This is a genomic window from Stackebrandtia sp. (assembly GCF_035643755.1).
Classification (GTDB): Bacteria; Actinomycetota; Actinomycetes; order Mycobacteriales; family Micromonosporaceae; genus Stackebrandtia.
This window is the reverse complement of record NZ_DASQPW010000024.1, coordinates 1-7419: the sequence shown is the minus strand read 5'-3', so window position 1 is coordinate 7419 and position 7419 is coordinate 1. Positions and strand designations below refer to the sequence as shown.

Genomic DNA, 7419 nt, shown 5'->3' with positions numbered 1-7419 from the left:
CCAGCCGCGAGATGACCTCGCGGACCAGGCCGCGCGAGACGGCGTCGGGCTTGATCAGCACGAGTGTCTGCTGTGACACTGTTACTCCTTCGAATAGTCCGGGGCAACGATCTTAATGGGTGTTGTGCCTGGCGCCGAATGGGACGTAACATCTACGACATCTTTCGTGGGAGGGCCAAGCCACACTGATGCGTCAACCACCTCGACAGCCGCCACGGCAGCAACCTAAGGCTGCCGCACGCAGGGCTGCGCCCAAAGCGAACCCCAAGGCCGCCAACCGAGGCGCCAAGGCGACGCCGCCGCGCCAGCGCCAGACCGCCGCGCGCGCCGCGCAGCATGCCAGGGACGCCCAGCGCGCTCAACAGCGCGCGCAGCAGGCCCGTCGGGGCGTGCGCGGGCGCCAGGCGCAGCGGGGCGGGCGGACCACGGCGCGGGTGCAAAGACCCCTGCGCGGCTGGAAGAGCTGGTGGGCGACGTACGAGATGGACCGTCGCTCCAAGCAGGGCGGGCGCGGCGCGGACGGGGCGCGCGTGGGCGGCGGTTTCGCCTCGATGCGCTCCTGGGGGTTGCCGCGCGCGGCAACGGTTTTCACTTTACTGCTGCTGACGCTTTTCACCGGCGCGATCGCCCTGGGGGCCAGGAGCATCGCGGCGGCCATCGTGGCGTTCGTGTTCTTCGGGGCGGCGCTGGCGGTGGTGACGGCGGCGCGGGCGCGGCAGATCTACGCCGCGCGGCCCGCCGAGACCACCTCGCCGCTGGAGACGGTGGCGGACTTCCACATCAACGACCTGAAGATCGACGACGACGTCGAGGCGGGCGAGGTGAACTCGCTCGACGACCTGGAAGTCAGCCTGGGCAAGCAATCCCCGCTCGACGATCCCGAGAGGATCGATGATCTCGCGGAGGCGGTCGCCGACGGGCCTCCCGCCACTACCCCGACCGACAAAGCCTCGGACGCCGAGAAGGAGCCCGCCCCCGAAGACGCGCCGATCCCGATGCCCGCCGCGTCCGAGGACGCCAGGGAGACGGAAAAGCCCGCCGACGCGGTCAAGCCCGGGGACTCGTCGGACGCGGCGCCGCCCGCCGACACGCCCCTCGAGGCCACCGCCGCCGACGCGCTCATCGACGAGGCGGTCTCGGAGGGCATCCCCGAGGCCGCGGACGAGACGTCGGACGACGAGGACGACACCGACGACGACACGGACCCCGCCGAGCCCGACACCGACCTCCCCGACGCGGCCGAGCCGATCGACGACGACGAGCTGGCCGCGTTGATGGAGCCGCTGATCGCCTACGAGAACCAAAGCAACGGCGACGCGGACGCCAGGGCGGAGGACTCCGCCCCCGACACCGACGAGCGGCCCGAGGCCCCCGTCAAGGCCACGGCCCTGAGCCTGCTGGCCGCCGAGACCCCCGGCGCGGATCTGTTGCGGGCGTACAACGCCTCGGAGACCCAGCTGCCGCCCGAGGCGGTGCGCGACGTGGCCGCGACGCTCATCGTGTCCGACCTCCAGCGCTCGATGATGTTCTACACCGAGCTTTTGGGCCTGGTGGAGATCGACCGCGCCCCCGACGCCGTGCTGCTGGAGGCGGGCTTCGGGCGGGTCTTGTTGTGGCGCAGGGACGACGCCCCGGGCGCGGGGGATCCCGTCATGCATCTGACCTTCGAGGTCGGCGACATCGATTCGGCGTACGAGACGCTGCGCGCCAAGGGCGTGGAGTTCACGCATCCCCCGGTGTCGGCGTTGACGGGAGAGGTCCACGACCTGCGTGCGGCATCCTTTTTGGACCCCGACGGGCACGGCCTGGCGATCACCGAACTTCGGCAACGCTGACGCCCCTTTCGTTAACCATTCATTGCCGTTAATCTGTTGATATGCGATCGCTGCTGCGAATTTCTCTGGCCATAGTGGTCACTCTTTTTGTCGTTTCCATTCCGACAAGTCCGGCATTCGCGGATGATTGCAAATATTCCCCGACACTGAAACACGGAGGGGATTTCCCCGGCGAACCCGAGGCCATGAAACTCATGGACCCGCAACGCGTCTGGCCGATGTCGCGCGGCAAGGGCGTCAAGATCGCGGTCATCGATTCCGGGGTCTCCGATCGCAGCGACGTGATGGGTGACGGCAAGGTGACCTCGCTGAAGAATCTCACCCACGAACACGGCGACGCCACCTGCGACCAGAACGGCCACGGCACCGTGGTGGGGGCCATCATCTCCGCCCGCGAGGCCAAGAAGGAAAAGCTCCCCTACTACGGCATGGCGCCCGACTCCACCCTGATGTCCGTCAAGATCCTGCGCGACACCGAGCAGATGTCGGACGGAAAGGTGGTGGCCGGTCTGATCGCCGACGGCATCAACGCCTCGATCGACGCCGGCGCCGACATCATCAACATCTCCGCCGCCGCCCCCAACACCGCGGAGCTCAAGGCGGCGGTCAAGCGGGCCCAGAAGAAGGACGTTCTGCTGGTGGTGGCGGCCGGAAACAAGGACCAGAACGGCAATCAGGGCGCCGAGTATCCCGCCGCCTACGCGTCCAAGCACAAGACGTACCCCGCGCTGCTGGCCGTCTCCTCGGCCACCCCCGACAACGTCGTCAGCAACAAGTCGAACATCGGGCCCTATGTGGACATCGCGGGGCCGGGCTTCAAGCCGGTGGGGCCGAACCCCAACGGGGACGGCACCTGGGTGGGCGCCGACACCCGCGACGACAACGCGTTCACCAGCTTCGCCACCCCCTACGTCACCGGCACCGCCGCCCTGGTCAAGGCCCGCTACCCCGGCATGGGCGGCGCGGAGATCGCCACCCGGATCACCAAGACCGCCGAGCACCCGGCCGGCGGCCGGGACGAGGGGGTGGGGTACGGCATGGTCGACCCGTACCGCGCGGTGACGGCCGATCTCGACCCGCACGACGCCCGCAAGCCCGGCGACGTCGCGGGATTCTCCACCGGCGGCGACCCGCAGTCGATGTCGCGGATGATCGCGGCATTGGTGGCGGCTTTCGTTGTGGTGCTTGCGATCGCGATAGCCGTGGGCCGTTCGGTGTTTCCGCGGGCGCGGCGCCGCAAGCGGGAATTGGCCGCCGGCGAGTAAGTAACCAACCGGTAGGTAATAAACGAATAGAAAAGATCTGTGGCCCCACACATTCGGTGTGGGGCCACAGATCTTAAACCCTTGGGGGTCTTAACCGCCTCAGGTGGAGTAGTTGAGCATGCTCTTCGCCTTGGCGACGGTCTGCGCGGTCGCGCTGGCGAAGTCGGTGGTGAATTTGCTGGCGTTGTTAACGGCGCCGCTCAGCTCGTGGGCTTCCTTCTTGAGCGCGTTCGCCAACTGCACCGCCTGGTGCTTGTCCTCGGCGTCCCAGTCCGTGCCCTGGATCGCCTTGACCAGGTTGCCAGCCAGGGTTTCCAGCTGGTGGGACTGCTTCTTCAGCTTGCCGGCGGTGTCTTGCATACCCGCCTGGATAACCTTGACCCGGCCTCCAGCAGCCATTCGTTCACTCTCCTTGTCACACGTGAATTCGAGGAAAAGATCTTCCCCGGTGGTCCTCAGTTGTTGTCAAGCTGGTGGTACGACTGCAGGATCTTCGTCAAGCGGTCGTGCGTCTCGTGCATAGTGTTCGCGCACTTGTTGATCTTGGGCTTGATGTCGTTGTCCAACGAAGCCTTGAACTTCTTGCCGGTGTTGCTGTCCCAGTGACTCTGAAGGTTGTCGCTCGTGGACTGAAGCTGCTTCACCACCGACTGGCAGTTGTTCGCCGCCTCAGCAACGCCCTTGCCGCCAGCGGATACCGATCCGAGATCAATATTGGCATCGCCCGAAGCCATCGTCACTCCTTTCCTATGTACTCGAACATGGACCGGAGTCGATTTCTACACCGGACCTTTGTGTATCAACGACTCTAGCGGTATTGACCGCAATTCAAAAGACCTTAGGAGGCTAATTCTTTCTCAATTTCCCTTGGCCCACTATCGGAATTAATGGACATATCCCTATTCTTCGTCAAATTTCGAAGGGGTCCACGCCGCCTGCACCATCAATTGTCCGTCGCGATCCACCACTGTGCCACGCCCCGGACGCTGCGGAGACGGCTGGAAGTTGCCGATGATCCGACCCTCCTCCGGAGAACCGGACATCGCCAGCACCGGCGCCTGCAACTCGATCAGCGTCTGCACAACCGATTGGTACAGAATCCGGCTGACGCCGCCCATCCGGCGGGCCAGCACCAGGTGCATGCCGATGTCGCGGGCCTGCGGAAGCAGCTCCATCAATTCCTCGAGGGGATCGGTGATCTGCCCGGCGACGATGTCGTAGTCGTCGACGACGATGAACAGCTCCGAACCGGTCCACCAGTTACGGGCCCGCAACTGTTCCGGCGTGACGTCCGGTCCGGGAAGCCTGGCGCGCAATGCCTCCACGGTCCCGGAGATCAGCTCCTCGGCCTGCGACGCCGAGGCCGCGAAGCCGGCCAGCAGCTCGTCGTCCACCTCGCCCAGCAGGCCGCGCCGATAGTCGACGATCGCCATCTTCGGCGGTTTCTCCAGTGTGGACTTCGACAGTTGGTGGCACAGGGTGCGCAGCACGTTGGTCTTGCCGCATTGCCCGTCCCCCAGCACGACCAGGTGCGGGTTCTCGTTGAAATCGACGCCGAACGTGCCCAGCCGGAACTCCTCGATGCCCATCGGCACCGGGGCGTTGTCGGCGAACTCCGGCAGCGCCGTGACCTCGATGTGGTGAGGCAGCAGGCGAACCTTCTCGGCGGGTGGACGGGTCCATGCCTGGGAGGAGCGCTTGATGAAGTCCGTCAGGCCATCGGCGAGGTCCCCCACCTCGGACGATCCGTCGATGCGCGGCAGCGCGGCCAGGACGGCGTAGCCGCCGTCGACGACGCCGCGGCCCGGCGAACGCTCGGGGACGTTCTCGGCGGCCTTGCGGTCGATCTCGGAGTCCAGGGGGTCGTTGAGCTTCAGCTCCACCCGGGTGCCCATCAGGTCCCGCATGCCCGGACGCATGTCCATCCAGCGGCTGCAGGTGAGCACGACGTGCACGCCGTAGGCGAGCCCGCGCTGGCTGATCGCGCTGACGTCGTCCTCCAGCGGCTCGAAGTCCTCCCGGAACGCGAACCAGTTGTCCAGCACCAGGAAGACGTCGCCCAGCGGGTCGTCGATGTCGCCCTTGGCGCGCAGCTGGCGGAAGGTGTCCATGCTGTCGATGCCCCGCTCGGCGAACATGCGGTCGCGGTCGTCGATGATGGACCTCAGCTGCGCCACGATGCGCCGCACCTTGCCGGAGTCCTGTTTGCTGCCGATCCCGCCGACGTGGGGCAGGCCCTCCATGGAGCGCAGGCCACCGCCGCCGAGGTCGACGCCGTAGATCTGGATCTCGTCGGGGGTGTGGCTCAGGGAGAGCCCGGCGATGACGGTCCGGGCGCAGGTGGACTTGCCGGAGCGCGGGCCGCCGACGATCACCATGTTGCCGCCCGCGCCGGACAGGTCCACGGTGAGCAGGTCGCGGCGCTGCTCGAAGGGCTTGTCCATCAGGCCGATCGGCGCGGTGAGGCTGCCTCCCGGCCAGTCGGGCGCGTGCAGGCCGCGCTCCTCGCTGACGTCCAGGCGGGCGTACAGCTGGTCCAGCGAGGCCGGGTCGTCCAGCGGCGGCAGCCACACCTGGTGGGCGGGCGGGCCGAATCCCTGCAGCCGCTTGGTGATCACCGACAGCATGGTCTCCTTGGACGGATCGTCCTCCGCCGACAGCTCCTCCTCGGCCTGGAGGGCGCGGAGGTCCTCGGTCGCGGGATCGTCATCGTCCTCATCGGACTCCGGCAGCGGCTGGTGCGCGATCGTGAACGGCACCAGTCGGCCCTTGCCGCGGGCACCGGCCAGATCGGAGGCCACGACGAGCTCCTCCGACAGCGGCATCTTGTACTCGCCGGACACGTAGGCGCTGCGGAACCGCAGCATGGTCTCCTGGTCGGTCTTGAGGTAGCCGTGCCCCGGTGCCTGAGGCAGCTCGAAGGCGTCGGGAACGCCCAGCACGGTGCGGCTCTCGGACTCCGAGAAGGTGCGCAGACCCACCCGGTACGACAGGTGCGACTCCAGACCGCGCAGCCGGCCCTCCTCCAGGCGCTGGGAGGCCAGCAGCAGGTGGACTCCCAGCGACCGGCCCAGCCGCCCGATCATGACGAACAGGTCGATGAAGTCGGGCTTGACCGCCAGCATCTCGGAGAACTCGTCGCAGATGATCAGCAGGCTGGGCAGCGGCGCCAGGGCCGCGCCCGCACGGCGTTCGCGTTCGTAGTCGCGTTGGGAGACATAGTTTCCGGCGTCGCGCAGCAGCTGCTGACGCCGGATGATCTCGCCGTTGATCGCGTCGCCCATCCGGTCGACCAGATGGAGCTCCTCCTCCAGGTTGGTGATGACCGCGCTGGTGTGGGGAAGTCGGTCCAATGTGGCGAACGTGGCGCCACCCTTGAAGTCCACCAGCACCATGTTGAGTTCCTCGGACGAGTGGGTGATCGCCAGGCCCGACACGATGGTGCGCAACAGTTCCGACTTCCCGGAACCGGTGGCGCCGATGATGAGCCCGTGGGGGCCCATGCCGGACTGGGCGGCCTCCTTGAAGTCGAGGTAGATGCGGTCCCCGTTGGGATCCAGGCCCAGCGGGATCTTCAGGCGCTCGGCGTTGCGCTTGTCGGGCTTCCAGGTGCGGCGCGGGTCCAGGGCACCGGCGTCGCCGATGCCCAGCAGGTCGGGCAGCTCCATCGACACCGACAGCGGCTCGGGTCCACCCGCGAATCCCTTGGTGGCCAAGCGGAACTTCGAGATCTGGCGGGCCACCGCGGTGGCCCGGGCCAGCGACAGCCGGTCGGGGATGCCGATCGGCACCTGGTGGTTCTGGCGGGTCATGGAGATCCCGCCGGGTTCGACGTCGAGTTGCAGCATCCACGGCAGCATGCGGCGCGGGGCCGCCGAGTTCAGCTCGATGACGGTGGTGGCGGCCAGTCCCTGGCCGGTGAGCTGGCAACCGCCGTCGATCTCGCCGCCGTCCTGGATCACCACGACGTGGCGTCCCTCCAGGACGGCCGCCTCCTTGCCGCCCACGCCGCGGGAGCGGCCGGACAGCTCGTCGCTCAGCATGCCCTCCAGTTCGGACAGGCTGCCGACCACGAGGCGGCGGGCCCCGGCGGCGTCGAACTGTTCGCGGTGCTGGGAATGCGGCAGCCACTTCAGCCAGTCCCATTCCGGGCGCCGGGTGGGGTCGGCGACCACCGCGATGATCAGGTCGTCGGGGGCGTGGAAGACGGCCAGCTGCGCCAGCATGGCCCGCGCCATGGCCCGGGAGGCGCGGGCGTCGCCGCGCACCAGCACCCGGCGGAAGGTGCGCAGCTGGATGGCGATCGGGATGCCCGGCAC

5 protein-coding genes are annotated in these 7419 nt (G+C 67.6%); 2 read left to right on the top strand and 3 right to left on the bottom strand.

The window, feature by feature from the left end; genetic code table 11:
- Positions 1-434 precede the first annotated feature (434 nt).
- Both VE172_RS01845 and VE172_RS01840 read left to right on the top strand, forming a co-directional pair.
- Entirely contained in the window at positions 435-1835 is a 1401-nt protein-coding gene (locus VE172_RS01845; RefSeq protein ID WP_324796311.1) for a VOC family protein, read from the top strand.
- A 185-nt stretch (positions 1836-2020) separates the two neighbouring features.
- Positions 2021-3100 (top strand): S8 family serine peptidase, encoded by a 1080-nt coding sequence (locus tag VE172_RS01840; protein ID WP_324796308.1) that lies wholly within the window; start codon positions 2021-2023, stop codon positions 3098-3100.
- A gap of 99 nt (positions 3101-3199) precedes the next feature.
- On the opposite strand, the gene VE172_RS01835 is transcribed toward VE172_RS01840, so the two are convergent.
- The 3 genes from VE172_RS01835 to eccCb form a co-directional block, all read right to left on the bottom strand.
- The gene (locus VE172_RS01835; RefSeq protein ID WP_324796305.1) at positions 3200-3460 is read right to left on the bottom strand and encodes a hypothetical protein; all 261 of its coding nucleotides are present in this window, start codon (positions 3458-3460) and stop codon (positions 3200-3202) included.
- A gap of 95 nt (positions 3461-3555) precedes the next feature.
- Positions 3556-3834, bottom strand: a complete 279-nt coding sequence (locus VE172_RS01830) for a WXG100 family type VII secretion target (protein WP_324796301.1) — start codon at positions 3832-3834, stop codon at positions 3556-3558.
- Between the two features lie 165 nt (positions 3835-3999).
- Positions 4000-7419 (bottom strand): type VII secretion protein EccCb (gene eccCb / locus VE172_RS01825; RefSeq protein ID WP_324796298.1); only part of this gene is annotated, 3420 nt, incomplete at its 5' end.

What these genes read in the sequence shown, in the direction of transcription:
- VE172_RS01840 (WP_324796308.1), top strand. Translation starts at nt 2,021, where the DNA reads ATGAAACTCATGGACCCGCAACGCGTCTGGCCGATGTCGCGCGGCAAG.
- VE172_RS01835 (WP_324796305.1), bottom strand. Translation starts at nt 3,460, where the DNA reads ATGCAAGACACCGCCGGCAAGCTGAAGAAGCAGTCCCACCAGCTGGAA.
- VE172_RS01830 (WP_324796301.1), bottom strand. Translation starts at nt 3,834, where the DNA reads ATGGCTTCGGGCGATGCCAATATTGATCTCGGATCGGTATCCGCTGGC.